Genomic DNA, 16,356 nt, shown 5'->3' on the forward strand with positions numbered 1-16,356 from the left:
GGACAGTGACGCCGTCCGGATCCTTCGGCAGACTAAACGCATGACCTTCACCGCACGCGATTTCCCCGTCCGCATCGGCGTCCAACTCCAGCCCCAGCAGGCACCCGAATATTCGATGATCCGAGACGCCGTCCGCCGCGCCGAGGACATGGGCGTCGACGTCGCCTTCAACTGGGATCACTTCTATCCGCTCTACGGCGAACCCGACGGCGAACACTTCGAGTGCTGGACGATGCTCGGGGCGTGGGCCGAGCAGACCACCCGCATCGAGATCGGCGCGCTGGTCACCTGCAACTCCTACCGCAACCCGGAATTGCTGGCCGACATGGCGCGCACTGTCGACCACATGTCCGACGGCCGCCTCATCCTGGGCATCGGCTCCGGCTGGTTCGAGAGGGACTACGACGAGTACGGCTACGAGTTCGGCACCGCAGGCAGTCGACTCGACGATCTGGGGGCGGCGTTGCCGCGCATCGCCGACCGCCTCGGCAAGCTCAATCCACCGCCCACCCGTCACATCCCGGTGCTGATCGGCGGCGGTGGCGAGAAGAAGACCCTGCGGCATGTCGCCGAGCACGCCGACATCTGGCACTACTTCGTCAACGTCGAGACCTACCAACGCAAGGCGGCCATCCTCGACGAGCACTGCTCGACCGTGGGACGTGATCCCTCGACCATCGAGCACTCGGCGGGTCTGGACGCGAAGACACCCGATGATGCGCTGCGCAAGGCCGACGGCCTCGTCGAGGCCGGGATCTCGCTGATCACCGTCGGCGCCGGTGGGCCGGACTACGACCTCACCAAGCTCGAAGCCCTCTGCCGCTGGCGGGACGAACAGAACGGGTAACGGCCTCCGGCTAGATTGGAGCGCATGGTTTCCAGCGCTCCGCGTGCCGCGGCCACTGTTCACCGACTCCTCTACCTGATCCTCGGCGCTGCGTTCGCCGTCCTCGCCGTGCCCGGTTTCCTGGCACCGGGGACGGCGCACGCTGAACCGCCATCGCGCCTACCCACGCAGGTCGTGGACTCGGCGAACGTGCTGACTCAGGCGCAGCGGTCCCAGTTGCAGTCGTCGATCGATCAGCTCTACACCGATCACCAGGTGCAGATGTGGGTTGTGTACGTGACGACCTTCGACGGAATTCCGGCCCAGGAGTGGGCAAGCCAGACCGAGACGCTGAGCGATCTCGGCGACAGTGATGTGTTGCTCACCGTGGCGACCGAAGACCGGTCGTACTACTTCACGGCGCCTGGAAACATCGACGGCCTGAGCCAGAGCGACCTCGACGACATCGCCCGCGGCGACATCGTGCCTGCCCTGAAGAATTCTGATTGGGCAGGTGCCGGACAAGCGGCGGTGAACGGCATCTCCGGCGCGATGACGCCCTCGCACACCGGGTTGATCGTCGGCGCCGGTGTCGCCGCGGTCGCCGTCGTCGGTGGCGGCGGTGCGCTGCTCTATTCGCGGCGCCGGAAGCGTGGCCAGATCGAGGCCGGCATCGACGCGGTCCGCGAGCAGGAACTGACCGGCGACCAGCTCGCCGCACAACCCATCGACGTCCTCGATCCGTGGTCGCGAGAAGTGTTGACCGACACCGACAATGCCGTGCGCACCAGCGAGGAGGAACTTCGCCTGGCGATCGGCGAGTTCGGCGACGCCGAGACCGCGCCGTTCTCCCGCGCGCTCGCCGACGCGCGGGCCGCGCTGGCCAACTCGTTCGCGCTGCGCCAACGACTCGACGACAACGTCCCGGAAACCCCGGACGAGCAGCGGTCAATGCTGCTGCAGATCATCACGACGTGCACCGACGCCGACCGGGCGCTCGACGCCCAGGTCGACGCGTTCGACGAGATGCGCAACCTGCTCATCAACGCCGACAGCCGATTTGCCGAGCTGACCCAGGAACTCGTCGCCCTGCGGGCCCGGCTCGATGCGTCGCAGTCGCGGCTCGACGCGCTGGTCGGCTCGCACGGCGAGACGGTGCTCGCCTCGATCGTGCACAACGTGGAATTGGCGCGTGAACAGGTCGATTTCGCCGAGCGCAGCGCCGATCAGGGTCGCGAGGCAGCGAGCGCCCCGGCCGGCAAACAGGGTCCTGCGGTCGCCGCGATCCGGTCCGCGGAGGGGGCGATCAGCCAGGCGACCAAGCTGCTCGACGCGATCGATCACGCCGACGAGAACATCGCCGCGGCCCACACTCGGATGCCCGCACTCATCGACGAGGTCGACGGCGAACTGCGCGAGGCGGCCGCTCTGAGCGGCGACGGCGGACCCGGCCTGGCGACCGCGGTGGCCACCGCGACCACCGCATTGTCCAACGCGCGCACCGGATTCGCCGCCGATCCGCTGGGCACGTTCACCGCGCTCGTCGACGCCGACGCCGAACTCGACGACGCCCTCGACGCCGCTCGCTCTGCGTCGGCCGAGCGCACGCGCCGTACCGAGCTGTTGACCGCGGCCATCACGTCGGCTCAGGGCAAGGTCACCGCGGCGAGTGACTTCATCGCCACCCGCCGCGGCGCGGTCGGATCGCAGGCGCGAACCCGGCTGTCGGAGGCGGAGCGCCTGCTGCAGCAGGCCCAGGCGGTCGCCGGGACCGAGCCGGCCAACGCGACCGAGTTGGCCCGTCGCTCCGGCACTCTCGCCGATCAGGCATTGATGGCCGCGCAGGGCGACGTGGTGCAGTGGCAGCAAACGCAACAACGCCCGACGCAATCGTCGGGCGTTGGTGGTGCGGTGCTGACCGGCATCCTCGTCGACAGCTTCCTGCGGGGGTCGATGCGCGGCGGCGGATTCGGTGGTGGCGGTTATTCGAGCGGCGGCCGGAGCCCCGGATCGTTCGGCGGCTCAGGCAGTTCCGGCCGGATCGGGACGGGTGGCCGGTTCTGAGGGGTTACTTCTTCTTGCGGCCGACCGCGAGGTAGGCGATCGGTCCGAAGTAGTTGATGAACGACGCTGCGGCCCAGGCCTTCTTGGGACCGTTCACTTGATCTACCGGTCGATTCTTCAAGTCCCGCAACGCAATGCCCTGCAAGACGATCTGAACTGTTGCGCCGACGATGATCAGGGCGCGGGATCGCGGTGGGAGCTGGTTGAAACGTTTCCGTTGAGCCATGCTCCCACCGTACCCGTGCCTCAGGACGCCGCGGCGATGCCGGCAGTGTCGTCGATCAGCTCCTGCACCAGTTCCCGGGCCCCGCCCCACGGTCCGTAGCCGGATGCCGGGTTGAGGTGGCCGACGTCGCCGAGATCGATCACCCGGCTGCCCCACACCTCGGCCATCCCGGTGATCCGCCGATACCCTCCGAGCGGATCGGTGCGGCTGGCCGCGACCACGCTGGGGAAGGGCAACCGCCGCCGCGGGATGGGGGTCCAGCCGTTGCGGTCGAGTTCCGCACTGGTCGGATATCCCTCGGGCAGTGGCAGTTCCACGTCTGCGGGAGTGACGAGCAGGGCGCCCCGGACACGGCCGGTCGGCTGCTCGGACGCCCAGTGGACGGTGGTCAGCACTCCCGCGCTGTGCGCGACGAGCACGACCGGTCCATCGACCAGCCGGATCACCCCGTCGAGTGCGGCCACCCTGGCCTCGCGGCTGAGCTTGTCGTGGGTGCGCGGCGGCACGGTGCGCACTGGTCGTCCGTCCCGTTCCAGGTCTGCGGCGAGGTGTGTCTGCCAGTGGTCGGCCACGTGATCGCGCAGACCCGGAACGATGACGACTGTCGGTTCGACGCTCATGCGCTCGCGCCGTTCAGTTGCGCCAGCTTCCGCATGCCGACCGGGTGCAGGCGACGTCCGATGACCAGCGCGGCGATCGCACCGATGTACACCAGCGGCGAGAGCTTCAGTGCCGCAAGGAGTCCGATGTGGTCGGCGAGCAGACCGACGATGAACGGGCCGAGTGCGAGGCCGAGCAGGTTGTTGGCGACGGTGAGGGTGCCCATCGCGGATGCCCGGATCGAGGAGTGCGTCAGGTTCGCGACCATGGCCGCGGTCGGGCCGGACGAGCCGGCGGCAAAGAACGCGCCGATGCCCAGGGCGATCAGTTGTACCGGACCGGTGCCGAGGCTGAACCCGACGATCAGGCTGATCAACGAAATCGAGCAGAATCCGATGGCGATCAACCACTTACGGGTGGCGTCACCGCGGCTCAGCCGGTCGGTGATGAAACCGCACACGACCATGCCGGCGCCGACGAGGAGTACGATACCCGCGGCCGCCATGGCGGCCCGGTCGGTCGGCAGACCGTAGTAGCGGAAGAAGAAGCTCGGTGTCCAGGCGAGAAGGATTGCTGCGGTGAACATCTGCAGTCCGCCACCGATGTAGGCGCACACCACTGCCGGGTTGGTGAACAGGCTCGATACGGGGGCACGGAACTTCTTCCCCGCGGACTCCGCGGCCGGTGCGGCCGACTCGTCGACGGCGTGCCGGGCGATCTTGTCTTCGGTGACGAGGGCCCGGAATGCGGCGACGAGCAGCAGTCCGAGGACGGCCATGGCTGCAAAGGACCAGCGCCAGCCCAGATTCACCGCGATGATCCCGCCGAGCGCGACGCCGAGGACCGAGCCGAAGCTGCCGCCGGCCATGAACGCGCCGCTGAGCGTGGCGTGCAGGCGAGGGGCAAAGACACTGAGCACCAGTGCTATTCCGACGCTGCCGTAGGCCGCCTCACCGACGCCGACGAGGAAGCGCGCGCCGAGCATCTGCTCGTAGTTCTGCGCGACCGCGCAGAGTAGCGTGGCCACCGACCACAGCACCGCCATGATGACGAGACTTCGGACGCGGCCCCATCGATCGGCGATCAACGAGAGCGGGAACGTCAGCAACCCGACCATCAGGGCGACGATGCTGGTCAGCGATGCCAGTTGCGAATCGGCAAGGGCCCAATCCTGTTTCAGCAGGGGGAAGACCGAGCTCAGGACCTGCCGGGACATGTAGTCCGACAGCAGCAGCCCGAAGGCCAGGGCGAATACGAGCCACGGGTAGTACCGGGAGCGGTTGCGGGACGGAGCCGGGGTGGGTGACAGGGACGGGGTGGTGCCGGCGTCGGTGACGGCGGCATTGATCTGGGTGGTCATGGGTTTCCTGATCGGGGGTGTTGTGCTGGCGGTGGTCACCCGTGCTGGGTGAATCCGACCTGGCCGGGACGACGGTTGGGGGCGTAGCCGAGCTTGTAGAGCGTCTCGTCGGCGTCGGCGTAGGTCTCGCCGATGCGGTAGATGTCACGGGCTTCCTTGCCGGAGGCGACCTCTCGGCCGAGTTCACCGGCGATGCGCACGAGCTGCTGGATCTGCTCGACGGAGGTGATCTTCTCGCCGGGCGCGCCCCAGATGGTGTCCTCGTTGCCGCAGCGGGCGTGCAGTCCCATGGCCATCGCCATGGTGTTGACCGGCAGCACCGAACGCATCAGCGTCTCCAGGGTGAGGCAGGCGCCGTCCGGCACACGCTGGATGAAGTTCATGATGTTGTAGGGGTTGGGGCCGTCGAAGCCGCCGCCGATGCCGACCCAGGTGAGGTTCAGCGGCCCGGTGTAGACGCCACGGCGGATGAGACGCTCGACGGTCTCGAGCTGGGGGATGCTGGAGAGCTGGAAGTGCGGCTGAATACCCTTGGCCTGCAGTCGACGCAGGTGCTCCTCGACCCACTCGGGGCCGGCGGGCACGGTCATCTCGCGGTAGGTATCAGCCAGTTCCGGGCGCTCCATCGAGGTGCCGGCGATGTCGCCTGCGGTCATCAACTCCATGATGTTCATCTGGCTGGTGTTGATCGCGATGGTCACCTGATCGGGTGCCGGGTCGAGCTCGGCCAGCATGTGCCGGGTGTCGTCGGAGAGCCACTTCGCCTCGGCGCCATCACCTTCCGGTGCGAAGGAGATGGAGCCGCCGACCTGCAGGATCATGTCCGGCACTGCCTCGCGCAGTCCGGCGAGCAGCTCGTTGAACTTGGAGAGTCGCTTGCTGCCCTTGCCGTCGAGTTCGCGGACGTGGATGTGCAGCACGGTGGCGCCGGCCTCGTAGCAGTCGACGGCCTTCTGGATGTGCTCGTCCATGGTGAGCGGCAGGTCTTCACGGAAGTCGTCGAGCTCCCACTCGGGGCCGTACGGTGCGACCGTGATGACCAGCTTCTCCTGGGTCTCGGGGAAGAGGGCGTCGTCGTGGAAATGCATGGTGTCTCCTTGGTGAGGTGTTGCGGTTGATGGGTTTTCGAGGGGTGGTGCGGGGGTGATCAGAAGGGGCGGTCGCCGATGATGCCGGCGCGCTCCATCTTGCGGACGGCGGGCCAATAGTCCTGTACCGCATAGTGTTGCGTGGATCGGTTGTCCCAGATGGCGATGCTGTTCTCGGTCCAGCGCCACCGGACCTGGTACTCCGGGATGGCGGCCTGACTGGTCAGGTAGTGCAGCAGGTTCGCCGCGCCCGGGGCGTAGTCGATGCCGTAGCGGACGTTGTCCTCGTTGTGGTAGTTCACCAGGTGGGTGGCGAACGAGTTGACGAAGAGGATCTTCTCGCCGGTCTCCGGGTGCGTCCGCACGACGGGGTGCTCGGCGTCCGGGAAGCGCTCGTGCAGGCCGTGGCGCTGCTCGATCGGCATCCGGCCGCCGAAGCTCGCCTCGATGCTGTGGCGGGCACGCAGATCGGCGATCTGGGTCTTGATGTGTTCGGGCAGGCGGCGATACGCCTCGACCATGTTCACCCAGATGGTGTCGCCACCGACCGGCGGGGACTCGACGCACCGCAGCACGCAGCCCATGGGCGGGTTCTCCCGCCAGGTCGCATCGGTGTGGTAGGCGTTCTCGAAATGCTCTGCGGGACTGTCGAGATCCTTGTAGATGCGGACGAGGCCCGGGTGCTCGGGGTCGCTGCCGGCGACCGGATGATCCTCCAGGTCGCCGAAACGCTCGGCCAGCGCGACGTGCTCGGCGCGGGTGATGTCCTGGTCGCGGAAGAAGAGCACCTTGTGCTGCAGCAGAAGTGCACGCATGCGGGCGAACTGGTCGTCGTCGCGGGACACTTCGGCGAGGTCGACGTCGAAGACCTCGGCGCCGATGGAGCAGGTGAGCGGCTCCACCCGGAAGGTGGTGTGCGGCCCGGTCGCCGGGGTGAGAGTGGCGGTCATGAATTGTCCTTTCAGGTGAGGGTGAAGACCGACGATCCGACGCTGCGTCCGGACTCGAGGTCTCGATGTGCCTGTACGGCATCGGCGAGTTCGTAGCGCTGGTTGATCTCGATCGTGATGCGACCGGCGGCGACGTGGCCGAACAGTTCGGTCGCGAGCTCGTCCCGTTCGGCGGGATCGGCGATGTAGTCGGCGAGCGCCGGCCGGGTGACGAACACCGAGCCGTGGATCGCCAGTTGCATGGCGTCGATCGGCGGGATCGGTCCGGACGCGGTGCCGAAGCAGACCAGCAGTCCGCGTCGGGCAACCGACGCCAGCGACGACTGGTAGGTCGTGGCACCGATGCTGTCGTACACGACCGCGGCACCGGCGCCGTCGGTCAGTTCGCGGACTCGGCTCGCGACGTCCTCGTCTCGGTAGAGGATGATCTCGTCGCAGCCGTGCGCGCGGGCCACGGCTGCCTTCTCCTCGGTGGAGACGGTGCCGATCACCCGCAGGCCCAACAGCTTTGCCCACTGGGTGAAGATCAGTCCGACGCCGCCGGCGGCCGCATGCAGCAGGACGGTGTCGCCGGCCTGCAGCGGCCAGATCCGGCGCAGCAGATAGGCGGTGGTCAGTCCGCGCATGGTCATCGCGGCCGCGGTGTCGAAGTCGACGCCGTCGGGCAGTGCGATGAGGTGTTCGGCCGGCATGATGCGCTCGGTGCTGTACGCGCCGAGCGGGCTGCCGGTGTAGGTGACACGGTCACCCACAGCCACCGAGGTCACGCCGGGGCCGATCTCATCGACCACGCCGGCCGCCTCGACGCCCATGCCGTTGGGCAGCGGTGCCGGGTACAGACCGGTGCGGAAGTAGGTATCGGCGAAGTTCAGACCGACGGCGTGGTGGGTGATGCGCACCTCGCCCGGTCCCGGTGTGCCGACGGTGACCGATTCCCATTGCAGGACCTCGGGTCCGCCGGTTTGGTTGAAGCGAATCGCTTTCGCCACGTGTACTCGTCTCCTTGGTGATGGCCCCGTCATCGGGCTGTATTTGTGATGTACCTAACGGTACGAGCATCCGACGCTGGATTCTTTTCCTGAAGGGACATATCAATGTGCATTCTGGGACATACACTGGTCGGGTGAAGCCCCTCGCCCGGTATGCCGCACTCAACAACTACGTCGAACTGGGACAGAAGCTCGGGCTCGATCCGGCTGCGCTGGCCCGCGAGGTGGGGTTGGACCCGGCCGGTTTCAGCCTGCAGGACAGGTGGATTCCGGCCGAGGCCGTCGCCGACCTGTTGGAACGCTCGGCTGCGGCCAGTAGCCGACAGGATTTCGGGCTCATGCTGGCGGGGTACCGGAGGCTGGCCAATCTCGGTCCGTTGAGTCTGGTGATCCGCGAGGAGCCCGATGTCCGCAGCGCGCTCGGCGTGCTGATGCGTCATCAGCACATGTACAACGAGGCTCTGCGCCTTCGTCTTTCAGAGCTCGGCGGGGTCGCGACCGTACGCGTCACCCTCGACGTCGGACGCCCCGGCGAGTTCCGACAGTCGGTCGAGCTCGCCATCGCTGTCGTCTACCAACTACTCCAGGGATTTATTGCGCCAGAGTGGGATCCGCTCTCGGTCTCGTTCATGCACCCACCACCTCGCAATGACGCCACGCACGTGGCGCTCTTCGGTGACGTGGTCCGGTTCGACCAGGACTTCAACGGAATCTCGCTGTACAGCAAGGAACTCGACACTCCGAACGCGATGTCGGACCCGGAACTGCGCCGCTACGCCAAACAACTCCTCGACGATCTCGACGACGCTCCCGACCCGACCGCCGAGTTCCGGGTGCGGCAGTTGATCGAGATGCTGCTACCGACCGGCCGTTGCTCGGTGGATCAGGTGGCGCGCAGTCTCGGCGTCGATCGCCGTACCGTCCATCGGCGGCTGACTGCCGAGGGTCTCACCTTCTCTGAGGTGCTCGACGCCACCCGGATGGACCTGGCCCGTCATCTCGTCAACAATCCGCGCTACCCGCTGATCGAGGTATCCGAGCTGCTCGGATTCGGTTCTCCCGGCAACTTTTCGCGCTGGTTCCGTGCACGGTTCGGGCAGTCACCGAGCCAGTGGCGGCGGGCCGGGTCGACACGCCGCGAATAATCTCGGTCCACCGCGCGTTATGGCCTACGGATTCAGCCGCGCATTCTGGAGGACGTCATGACCAACACAACCAGCACTCGCGGGGTCGTCGACCTCGGCACTCCGTGGCCCGGTGTCGGTCCCTTCCTCTTCACCGCACACCATGTCGATCACTATCCGCGGGGCAATGCCGGCCTGGGGCCGGCCTCGGACATCTCGGATCGTCCGCTCGGCAGCGACTTCGGCAATCCAGCGGGCTGGAACATGTATCACGGGTCGTCGGTGCCCGGCTTCCCCGCGCATCCGCATCGCGGCTTCGAGACCATCACCATCGTCACCAAAGGTATTGTCGACCACGCTGATTCAACCGGAGCCAGCGCCCGCTATGGCGTCGGCGACGTGCAGTGGGTGACCGCGGGACGCGGGGTCAGTCACTCCGAGATGTTCCCCCTGCTCGAGCAGGACGAGCCGAATCCGTTTGAGCTGTATCAGATCTGGCTCAACCTTCCGGCCCGCGACAAGGGCGCCGATCCCGCGTTCGCGATGTTCTGGAACGAGGACATACCCCTGGTACGGCGCGGCGGCGCCACCATCAAGGTGATCGCCGGTACGTTCGACACCGTCGCTGCGCCGACCCCGCCTGCGCATTCGTGGGCCGCAGATCTCGCCTCCGACCTGGCGATCTGGTTGATCGAACTCGAGCCGAACGCGGTGCTCGAGGTGCCGGGGACGCAGTCGGATGCCACCCAGCGGATGCTCTATGTGCACGGCGACGGGTCTCGGGTCGACATCGACGGTTCGACGCTGAGTACCGGTCAGGGGTACGCCCAGCTCGATCAAGGCACCCTGACCGTGCGTACTGCGGGCGAGTCCGCGCGAGTGCTACTGCTGCAGGGTGTTCCGCTGAACGAGCCGGTGGCACAACACGGACCGTTCGTGATGAACACCCAGCAGGAGATCGCCGAGGCGTTCGCCGACTACCGTGCCACGCAGTTCGGCGGCTGGCCGTGGCCGAGTGACGCGCCGGTACACGATCGGGAGACCGGGCGGTTTGCGCTGCATGGTGACGGGCGTATCGAGCGGCCCTCTGCTGCAGACGGTTCCAACCAGTAGCTAATCCAGCCAGTCCAGCACCGCCGCGGCAGTCCAGCTCTGCTGCATGCTGCCCAGCGGTTCGCCGGTGAACGGTTCGTAGTACTCGGCAAACGCGCCGTCGGTGGCCTGGCGTAGTCCCTCCTCGCGCAGCCTCGCCGACCGCTCGGTCCACCCGCGGCGCGCGAACGCCCAACTGAACAGCCAGGTCATCACGGGCCACACCGGGCCGCGCCAGTACTCGCGCGGTTTGAAGTCCGCCGAGATCGGTGAGGTCGACGGTGGCACCGCGTAGCGCAGGTCGGGGTGGCCGCAGAAGCGCGGGCCGTCGAACAGCCGCACCAACGCGCGTTCCCGATCCCGCGGTAGCCCGCCGCAGAGCAACGGCGCGAACTGCGCGATGGTCTCGGTGGTGATCCAGCTGTTTGCTCGCAGATCGAAATCTCTTGCTGCTCCTGTTCTTTCGCTGGTCGCTGCGATGACACCGTTGCGGAAGCGATCGGACCAGGCCCGCAGATCGCGAACATCCGACCGTGGTTTGGAGTAGTCCTCACCGATCGTCGCGAGCACGTCGCAGGCGACGGAGAAGATCGCGCTGACGAAGACGTCCTCGACCGCGAAATCCATGACCTTAGGCAGTAGTTCGTCGTCGTAGTTGGCGCGCTTCATCTGTTCGACGAGCCAGATGTAGCGGTCGTATTCGAGGTTCGTCGGCCGCATCGAGAGGTCTTCGACGTGGTCGAGGTCTGCCCGCTTGTAGGGTGGAAGGTCGTCTCCCGGTACCACATTCGAGTAGGGACGATCCCACCGAGGGGAGTTGTCCATGCCGGATTCCCAACCGTGGAACAGCGTGATCCGGCCGGTGCCGTGCGGATCACGCGCGTCGGCGAGCCAGCGATGCCACCGCATGAGCGCACCCCACCGACGATCGATGAACTCGTTGGCCACGGACCGAGTGGTACGACCGTGCCGACGCGAATGATCCAGGATCCGTTGTACCGCGATCGCATGCACGGGCGGCTGCGTGATGCCGGAGGTCTCGGGATAATCCGGCGAGCACTCTGCAAGTCGCGCACATTCCCAGCGGGCGGGACCCGGGAAGTACCCATCGCGCCCGTTGGCGAACACGATGTGCGGAATCATGCCGTTGCGCCACTGCGCGGAGAGCAATGTGTCCATCTCGATGACCGCGCGCTCCACCGACAACGGAGCCAGCCCGACCGTCACAAACGCCGCATCCCAGCTCCACATGTGCGGATACAGGCGGGGTGCGGCACTGGTCATCGTGCCCAGATCGTTGCCGCGCAGAAGATACGCAGCGCGCGCCGACAGCTGAGTCGGGGTGAATCCATACCGTGCCACTCGTCGATTCTGCCTTGCCGAGCGTCACCTCGCGCAGCGAGCAGTAACGTCAAAGTGTGCCTACCGCATTGATCACCGGAGCGAGCCGCGGCCTTGGCGCCGAGATCGCCCGGCAACTCGCACCCACCCACGATCTCCTGCTCGGCGGACGGCCGTCGGCCGAGCTCGACGCCCTCGCCACCTCACTCGACGGCGCGAGCACCTTCGCCGTCGAACTGACCGACCACGACGAGATGGAAGCCGCCACCGAGGCAATCAGCTCCCTCGATGTCCTCGTCCACAACGCCGGGATCGCCAGCAGCCTCGAGTTCATCGAGGACACCCCGGCCGAAGAGTGGCGGCAGATCCTCGAGGTGAATGTGATCGCCGCCGCCGAGCTGACGCGGCAACTGTTGCCGGCCCTGCGGCCCGTGCACGGTCACGTCGTCTTCATCAACTCCGGCGCCGGCCGGCGGGTCAACGCCCGCTGGACCCCGTACGCCGCCAGCAAGTTCGCGCTGCGCGCTCTCGCCGATGGCCTGCGGGCCGAAGAACCCGACCTGCGGGTGACGTCCATCTATCCCGGCCGCATCGACACCGAGATGCAGCGCGACATCGTCGCCATCGAGGGTGACGACTACGACCCGACCAAGTTCCTGACCGTCGAATCCGTCGCACGGGCCGTCGTGCATGCGGTCACCACACCCGCCGAAGCGCATCCCGAGGAGATCGTGTTGCGTCCGACGGGGCGCTCCGCTCCCTGAGCAGCCCGGCGACGAAGGAGCCGAGCGTGTCGAAGGGCTACAGCTGCTTCAGATCCGACTGCTCCCACACCGCACGCATCGAGGAGACCTTGCCGTCGGCGTTGAACACCATGATGTCGATCGGGGTGATCTCGAACTTCATCCCGGCGGTCCCGGTGACCAGGGTGAACTCGAAGACTGCGGTGTCGCCCGCGATCTTCTTCCACTTCAGTGTCGCCGAGCGTTCGTCCATCCCGGTGATCACCGAGTAGAACTCGACGAGCTGCTCGCGGGTGGTGCGCAGGTCGGCGCCGATCGGATCCTCGACAGTCGCGTCGGCCGCATACAGATCGGCGATCTGCTCGGCGGTACCCGAGGTCAGCAACTCGACGTAGCTGTCGACGGTCGCGTTGATCTGATCGGTGAGACTGCCCTGTTCCACGGTCATGCGGATGCGCCTTTCGTCAAAGTAGAACGTGTTCTACTTTGAGACGTTAGCACCCTCGCGGCTACTTCAGGTCCCCACTCGACTTACCGAGCACGTTCCGCGCGATGATCAACTGCTGGATCTGCTGGGTGCCCTCGAAGATGTCGAGGATCTTGGCGTCGCGCGCCCACTTCTCCAGCAGCATGGTCTCCGAGAAGCCTGCGGTGGCACCGACTTCCACGGCCTTGTTGGTGATGTCGGTGACGGTGCGCCCCGCCTTGGCCTTCGACATCGACGCCGCGGCCGAGTTCGGCTGCTTGTTGTCCGCCATCCACGCCGCTCGCACCGTGTGCAACCACGATGCCTCCCAATCGGATTCGAGTCGGATGTACTCGCACACCGATGCGTGCTGAGCGGCGGCCGGCTTGTCGTAGTCGATGGCGTGGCCGGCCTCTTCGAGCATGCGACGCAGTTCCTCGAGCGCAGCGCGACCCAGGCCGATCGCCATCGCGGCGACCACCGGACGGGTGTTGTCGAAGGTCTGCATGACCCCGCCGAATGCCTTCTTGGTGTCGATCTCCGGCGACCCGAGCAGGTTCTCCGCCGGCACCCGAGCGTTCTCGAATCGCACGACGGCGGTGTCCGAGGACTTGATGCCCAGCTTGTGCTCCAGGCGGGCGACGCTCACCCCGGTGTTGTCCATCGGCACCACGAAGCTCTTGATGGCGGCTCGGCCGGCACTCTTGTCGATGGTCGCCCAGACGACGACGTGGTCGGCCCGCGAGCCGGCAGTGACGAAGATCTTCTCGCCGTTGATGAGGTAGTCGTCGCCGTCGCGAGTGGCCGTCGTCGACACCGCCGCCGAGTCCGACCCGAAGCTCGGTTCAGTGATGGCCATCGCCGCCCAGACGCCGGAGAACTTCTCCAGCTGCTCCTCGGTGGCCACGGCCGCGATCGCGGCGTTACCCAGACCCTGCCCCGGGATGGACAACAGAAGTCCAACGTCGCCCCAGCTCATCTCCCTCGCCGAGATGAGTGAGCGCATGTTGGCGCCGTTCACCGACGGTGTGTCCGCGCGCTTCGACGACGTCGAACCGTCCGCGTCTTTCTCCTGCTTACGGGACTGTTTCGCGAGCTTTCCGAGCTCGTCGAGTTCCACCGGGTACTCGTGTTCGGCCTTGTCGTACTTCCGGGAGATGGGCCGGAAGATATGTTCGGCCGCCAGATGAGTGCGCTCGACCGTCGTATCGAACGTCGACGGGAGTTCCAGGTTGATCGCCATGCGCCTATCTTACTCACTGGTAAGATAGGCGCAAGAGTGGTTATTCCGGCCCAAAAGGGAAAGACATTCTTGTCATCCGACAAGATGACTTGGAGTGACCAGTTGAGCTTCGGATCAGGCTGCCACCGGGTCTGGAATCCACCGCGCTGTCGGCCTACCCTCGTACGCGTGACTTACGACGACGACCTCGCCTACCGGATCCGCGGCATGCTGGCGGCCGAGAGCGGTGTCGACGAGCGTTCGATGTTCGGCGGACTCGCCTTCATGATCAACGGGAACATGGCAATCGCAGCGAGTGGCCAGGGCGGTCTGATGGTGCGCGTCCCACCGGAGGAGACCGACGTCCTCCTGGAGTTCGACCACACCGCCCCCATGGTGATGTCCGGGAAGGAGACGCCCGGCTGGCTCCGCGTCTCCGACGACGGAGTCCGCACCAACCGGCAACTGCAACGGTGGGTCACCCTCGGTTCCGACTACGCGCGGAAACTGCCGCCGAAGTAGCGACCCCGTTGCTCGATCCGATCGCGGTGCGCATATCGCGCGGTTTGTGACGCACCAGAGTTGTCGGAGGGCCGCGGTAAGCTGAGGAGTTTCGAAAACTCTGACACGCGAAAAATGCTGGTACACAGTCCGTTTGCGTTGCTCAAGATCATTGACTCGAACATGTGTGCGAGTACAATTGAGGTATGCCCTCCACCACCGCTCCCACGCCCGCCGACCTCCTCGCCACCGCCCGCGAGCTGACCGTCACCGGGCTGACCCGACGTCAAGCCTTCGACACCACCCGCACGATCATCGACCTGTCCAACACCCTCGGACACCTGCTGAGTGTGTGCGCCGCCGAGATGGACCGACTCGGGGTGGCCACCCAATCCGGCGGCAAGATCAAACCACTCCTCATCGAGATGGGGTTGGCGCCATCGGTGGCCGAGCGAGTCCTGCGCATCGGCCGCGGACTGCCGGCCATGCAGTTGCTCCCCGGGTATGCCGAGGACGGGGTCTTTCCGATCGAGCACCTCGACGCCATCGTCGCCGGACTGGGCCACGTGGCGCGGCGCGCACTCGACGGTCTGTGCGACGAGGAGAAGCGAGAGGTGGAATCGGCGTTGATCGCCCAAGCGGCCTCCGGCGCCACGCCGACCGAGATCACCGACAAGGCACGGGCGCTGGGCAACGAGTACGCGGCCGAGACCGGTGGGCTGCCGGCGGCCGAGGACCACACCCTCAACGAACTCACGTTGATCAAGGTCGACGGCCGCGTGCGCATTCGGGGGGACGTCGACATCGTCACCGGGGAGAAGTTGATGGGCGCCATCAGCTCGCTGTCGAAGAAGCGACCCGAGCCCGACGGATCCGAAGACGCGCGCAGCACGGCGCGCCGCCAGAGTGACGCGCTCGATCAGATCGTGGACGCGGCGGCGGCCACCACCAGCCCGTTCCTCACCCGCCCGAACAACCATGTGAACCTGATGCTGCCTGCCGCCGACCCGACCATGTCCTACCTGCAGTCCAACGGGCCGGTCACCGCTGCCACCGCCGCCCTGCTCGCCTGCGATGCCGGGATCACCGCACTGATCGTCGACGACCAGACCGTGCCGCTGAAGATGGGCAAGGAAACCCGCTACTTCCCTGCCCACATCCGGAAGGCGATCATCATCCGCGACCAGTGCTGCATCAAGTGCGGGGCACCCGCCCGCTGGGGCCACGCGCATCATCGGCTGTTCTGGAGTGAGGGAGGTCCGACCGACCTCGACAACGGATGCCTCCTCTGCCCGTCGTGTCACGCCGACGTGCATCACCTCGGGTGGGACATCATCATGGGTGCTGATGGGCACCCCTGGTTGATCCCGCCCGCCTCAAGAGATCCACGACGACAACCCATCCCCGCCTACAACAGACGCACCATGACCCTCGAGGATCGGGTCGCGGCGTGAACAACGGTCACCGGCCCCTTCGTGACGCTCGCTCGTTCCTCGCGGGCTCCTCAGGGAGCAAGTGGGGGTCACCGATCATCGGAGATTCATCGATCCCTGAGGTGCGAGGCGCCAGCCGAGCCACGAAGGGCCACGCAGCAGCGAGAAGCCCACCGTAACAGCGGGTTTCGACACGCCCCTCGCCTAGCGGCTCGGGACGGCTCAACCAGCGAAGAGCTCAGCACATTTCCCGCGCACCCGACGACAATCGGGACCGCGCACGATCTTTGACAACTCCATAGAGCAAACGCGGCGTCGCGTGGTCGACGGT

Annotated in this window: 16 protein-coding genes; 7 read left to right on the top strand and 9 right to left on the bottom strand. The window is 66.5% G+C overall.

Going from position 1 to position 16,356, the window contains the following annotated elements:
- Window positions 1-40: 40 nt before the first annotated feature.
- Both AAFP30_RS04700 and AAFP30_RS04705 read left to right on the top strand, forming a co-directional pair.
- Window positions 41-847, top strand: coding sequence for an LLM class F420-dependent oxidoreductase (locus AAFP30_RS04700; RefSeq protein WP_419228708.1), 807 nt, complete (start codon window positions 41-43; stop codon window positions 845-847).
- 24 nt (window positions 848-871) lie between these two features.
- Window positions 872-2,890, top strand: a complete 2,019-nt coding sequence (locus tag AAFP30_RS04705; protein WP_419228709.1) for a TPM domain-containing protein — start codon at window positions 872-874, stop codon at window positions 2,888-2,890.
- Window positions 2,891-2,894: 4 nt separating this feature from the next.
- On the opposite strand, the gene AAFP30_RS04710 is transcribed toward AAFP30_RS04705, so the two are convergent.
- The 6 genes from AAFP30_RS04710 to AAFP30_RS04735 are packed head-to-tail and all read right to left on the bottom strand — an operon-like array spanning window position 2,895 to window position 8,103.
- Window positions 2,895-3,116, bottom strand: coding sequence for a hypothetical protein (locus tag AAFP30_RS04710; protein ID WP_419228710.1), 222 nt, complete (start codon window positions 3,114-3,116; stop codon window positions 2,895-2,897).
- Between the two features lie 20 nt (window positions 3,117-3,136).
- A complete protein-coding gene (locus AAFP30_RS04715; protein WP_419228711.1) occupies window positions 3,137-3,736 on the bottom strand; it encodes an RBBP9/YdeN family alpha/beta hydrolase in 600 nt (199 codons plus the stop codon).
- Window positions 3,733-5,088, bottom strand: a complete 1,356-nt coding sequence (locus AAFP30_RS04720) for an MFS transporter (protein ID WP_419228814.1) — start codon at window positions 5,086-5,088, stop codon at window positions 3,733-3,735. Before AAFP30_RS04720 ends, AAFP30_RS04715 begins: the two co-directional genes overlap by 4 nt.
- Window positions 5,089-5,111: 23 nt before the next feature.
- Complete coding sequence (locus tag AAFP30_RS04725) at window positions 5,112-6,164, bottom strand: 3-keto-5-aminohexanoate cleavage protein (RefSeq protein WP_419228712.1); 1,053 nt, start codon at window positions 6,162-6,164, stop codon at window positions 5,112-5,114.
- A 59-nt stretch (window positions 6,165-6,223) separates the two neighbouring features.
- Window positions 6,224-7,114, bottom strand: a complete 891-nt coding sequence (locus tag AAFP30_RS04730; protein ID WP_419228713.1) for a TauD/TfdA dioxygenase family protein — start codon at window positions 7,112-7,114, stop codon at window positions 6,224-6,226.
- Between the two features lie 11 nt (window positions 7,115-7,125).
- Complete coding sequence (locus AAFP30_RS04735) at window positions 7,126-8,103, bottom strand: quinone oxidoreductase family protein (RefSeq protein ID WP_419228714.1); 978 nt, start codon at window positions 8,101-8,103, stop codon at window positions 7,126-7,128.
- A gap of 134 nt (window positions 8,104-8,237) precedes the next feature.
- On the opposite strand from AAFP30_RS04735, the gene AAFP30_RS04740 reads away from it, so the two are divergent.
- Window positions 8,238-9,248, top strand: coding sequence for an AraC family transcriptional regulator (locus tag AAFP30_RS04740; protein ID WP_419228715.1), 1,011 nt, complete (start codon window positions 8,238-8,240; stop codon window positions 9,246-9,248).
- 57 nt (window positions 9,249-9,305) lie between these two features.
- Window positions 9,306-10,340, top strand: a complete 1,035-nt coding sequence (locus tag AAFP30_RS04745; protein WP_419228716.1) for a pirin family protein — start codon at window positions 9,306-9,308, stop codon at window positions 10,338-10,340.
- Here the strand turns inward: AAFP30_RS04745 and ggh are convergent, their stop codons facing one another.
- Window positions 10,341-11,681 carry a glucosylglycerate hydrolase gene (ggh, locus tag AAFP30_RS04750; protein WP_419228717.1) on the bottom strand — a complete coding sequence of 447 codons (1,341 nt, stop codon included), beginning with the start codon at window positions 11,679-11,681 and terminating at the stop codon, window positions 10,341-10,343.
- Window positions 11,682-11,737: 56 nt separating this feature from the next.
- Between ggh and AAFP30_RS04755 the strand changes: the two genes are divergently transcribed.
- Window positions 11,738-12,424, top strand: a complete 687-nt coding sequence (locus tag AAFP30_RS04755; protein WP_419228718.1) for an SDR family oxidoreductase — start codon at window positions 11,738-11,740, stop codon at window positions 12,422-12,424.
- Window positions 12,425-12,461: 37 nt separating this feature from the next.
- Here the strand turns inward: AAFP30_RS04755 and AAFP30_RS04760 are convergent, their stop codons facing one another.
- Together AAFP30_RS04760 and AAFP30_RS04765 are read right to left on the bottom strand one after the other, a co-directional pair.
- Window positions 12,462-12,851, bottom strand: a complete 390-nt coding sequence (locus AAFP30_RS04760) for a nuclear transport factor 2 family protein (protein ID WP_419228719.1) — start codon at window positions 12,849-12,851, stop codon at window positions 12,462-12,464.
- Window positions 12,852-12,912: 61 nt separating this feature from the next.
- Window positions 12,913-14,112: an acyl-CoA dehydrogenase family protein gene (locus tag AAFP30_RS04765; protein ID WP_419228720.1), complete on the bottom strand. Its 1,200-nt coding sequence runs from the start codon at window positions 14,110-14,112 to the stop codon at window positions 12,913-12,915.
- A gap of 168 nt (window positions 14,113-14,280) precedes the next feature.
- On the opposite strand from AAFP30_RS04765, the gene AAFP30_RS04770 reads away from it, so the two are divergent.
- Together AAFP30_RS04770 and AAFP30_RS04775 are read left to right on the top strand one after the other, a co-directional pair.
- Entirely contained in the window at window positions 14,281-14,613 is a 333-nt protein-coding gene (locus tag AAFP30_RS04770; RefSeq protein ID WP_419228721.1) for a TfoX/Sxy family protein, read from the top strand.
- Window positions 14,614-14,798: 185 nt separating this feature from the next.
- Window positions 14,799-16,046, top strand: coding sequence for an HNH endonuclease (locus AAFP30_RS04775; protein WP_419228722.1), 1,248 nt, complete (start codon window positions 14,799-14,801; stop codon window positions 16,044-16,046).
- Window positions 16,047-16,356 lie beyond the last annotated feature (310 nt).

Source organism: Gordonia sp. CPCC 205515 (genome assembly GCF_048537925.1).
Lineage (GTDB): Bacteria > Actinomycetota > Actinomycetes > Mycobacteriales > Mycobacteriaceae > Gordonia.